Source organism: Pseudoalteromonas haloplanktis ATCC 14393, assembly GCF_000238355.1.
In the GTDB taxonomy this organism is placed as follows: Bacteria; Pseudomonadota; Gammaproteobacteria; order Enterobacterales; family Alteromonadaceae; genus Pseudoalteromonas; species Pseudoalteromonas haloplanktis.
Genome location: NZ_AHCA01000034.1, coordinates 1 through 2,266, shown reverse-complemented (window position 1 = coordinate 2,266; position 2,266 = coordinate 1). Strand labels below are relative to the sequence as shown.

Here is a 2,266-nt window from a genome sequence, read left to right as displayed (position 1 = left end):
CCATCGTTGGCAATAAAGCTAAAGCTGTCACTGCCATTGTAGTTAGTTGTGGGTGTATACAGCCAGCTATCCGCACTTTGTTGCACGAGTGTGCCTTGGCTCACATCGCTATCAATGCGATAAGTTAAGCTGTCGTTTTCAATGTCGGTGGCAAGTAAAGTGATCAATAAACTGGCGTCTTCATCGAGCGACAAAGTTTGTGCTTGTGCGACTGGCGCGTCATTCACCGGGTTGACCGTCATGGTCACAGTAGCCACGTTGGAGGTTGCGCCGTTGCTGTCTTTGACGGTATAGGTGAAGCTGTCGCTGCCGAAGTAATCGGCGTTGGCGGTGTAGATAATCGCGCCCGTTGCGGTGATTTGCGTTTGACCATTTACAGCATCAGTGACGATGCTGACACTGCTTACATCTAAGCTGTCGCCGGTATCTACATCGCTGTCGTTACCCAGCACGTTAACCTCAAATGAGCCTTCTTCTTGCAGTTGTGCGGTGTTATCCATGGCAACGGGGGCGTCATTGATGGCGTTAATGGTCAGTGTCACGGTGGCAGGCGTTGAGCTTAGCCCTTCACTGTCGGTGAGGGTGTAGGTAAAGCTAAACACACCGTTGACATCTTGTTTAGGTGTTATCGCTAAACTGCCATCCAAATTGACACTCACATCCGCAAAGTCATACATACCAGCGCCGGTGCCTTTGTTCTCTAAGCTGACATTCGCTGCGTTAAAGCCGCTGTCTTCCACGTCTGAGTCGTTGGCTAAAATAGCCAAGGTCGCGGCGGTGTCTTCATCGGTTGTTATCGCATCATCGACTACAATTGGGCGGTCGTTCACAGCACCGATATTCACGGTCACCGTGGCAGGCAGTGATACCCCGCCTTCGCTATCGGTTAAGGTATAGCTGAAACTATCTTGCCCTGTCACGTTGGCATCAGGGGTATACACAAAGGTGCCCGCGACTTGATCTAACACCACCTGCCCTGACGTTGGGCCGCTGACAAGGGTGATATCCCCTGTTGGCGTAGTGTCTTCCACATCCGTTGCTAAACTACGCAGCGCCGTTGCTGCTGATGGCGTGTCTTCATCCACATTGATACTCACCGCCTGTACCACAGGCATGTCGTTCACTGGCGTGATAGTGACGGTCACTGTTGCCGCTGCGGAGGTATTCAGCGCCGCATCTTTTACAGTATAGGTAAAGGTATCAACCCCGGTTTCATTGGCGTTCGGTGTATACGTGGCAATGCCATTGGTGATACTCACCGAGCCTTTACTTGCCGGTAATACTATGGCAGCTGAGGCGGCCACTAAGTCCCCTTCGGCATCCGTGTCATTATCAACCAAACTAAAGTTAACGGCGGTGTCTTCATCGGTTGTAGCACTGTCATTAACAGCAATAGGCGCATCGGCAACCGCTGCTATCGTCAGTGTCACGGTATGCACCGCCGATAATGCCCCATCGCTGTCGCGTACTTGGAAGGTAAAGCTGTCGCTATGGTTTTCACTGCCATCATGTTGATAACTAAAGCTGCCATCACCGCTCAGCGTTAAACTACCAAATTGCGGTTGGCTCACCCCGACCGCCGTCAGTGTATCGCCGGTGTCATCATCGCTGGCATTACTTAATAAGCCATTGGCCAGCGCCACGGTAAGCGTTGCTGCTTCATCAAGATTAAAGCTAAAGTTTTGCCCAACAGGGGCATCATTGGTGTTAGTCACTGCTAAGGTAAACGGCGCTAAGCTTGCGCTCACTGTGCCATCGCTCACACTGATGGTAATCGCTGCATAACTGCCCACATGGCTGTTATCCGGTGTGCCCGATAACTCACCAGTGCTGGTATTAAAGCTGGCCCAGCTTGGTCTATTGATAATACTAAAGCTTAAACTGTCGCCATCAATATCGCTCACGGTAGGGGTAAATTGATACGGGCTGTCTTCACTCACCGTGATGCTTGGTGTGACACTGATTGTGGGTGCATCATTGATGTTATTTACCTGAGGTTAAAACTACTCAATGCTGTGGTGATCGCGCCGTCTGATACGGAGATAATAATGTTATTATTTACCCCCACATCATCATTCCTCGGGGGGCCAGATAGCTGCCCTGTGCTGCTATCAAAGCTCGCCCAACTTGGCTTATTGCTGATGCTAAAGGTTAAGCTGTCACCATCAATGTCATTCGCGGTTGGGGTAAAGCTATACGGTGCATCTTGATCAACATTTAATGCAGGAACACCACCAATCGTTGGGGCGTCATTAACGTTTACCAC

2 protein-coding genes are annotated in these 2,266 nt (G+C 50.5%); both read right to left on the bottom strand.

From position 1 onward, the window contains the following. The coding region (locus PHAL_RS23420) for a tandem-95 repeat protein (protein WP_237709903.1) at positions 1–1,940 on the bottom strand (1,940 nt) is incomplete at its 3' end. A 47-nt stretch (positions 1,941–1,987) separates the two neighbouring features. Next, positions 1,988–2,266 (bottom strand): putative Ig domain-containing protein (locus PHAL_RS24310; protein ID WP_158217517.1); only part of this gene is annotated, 279 nt, incomplete at its 5' end.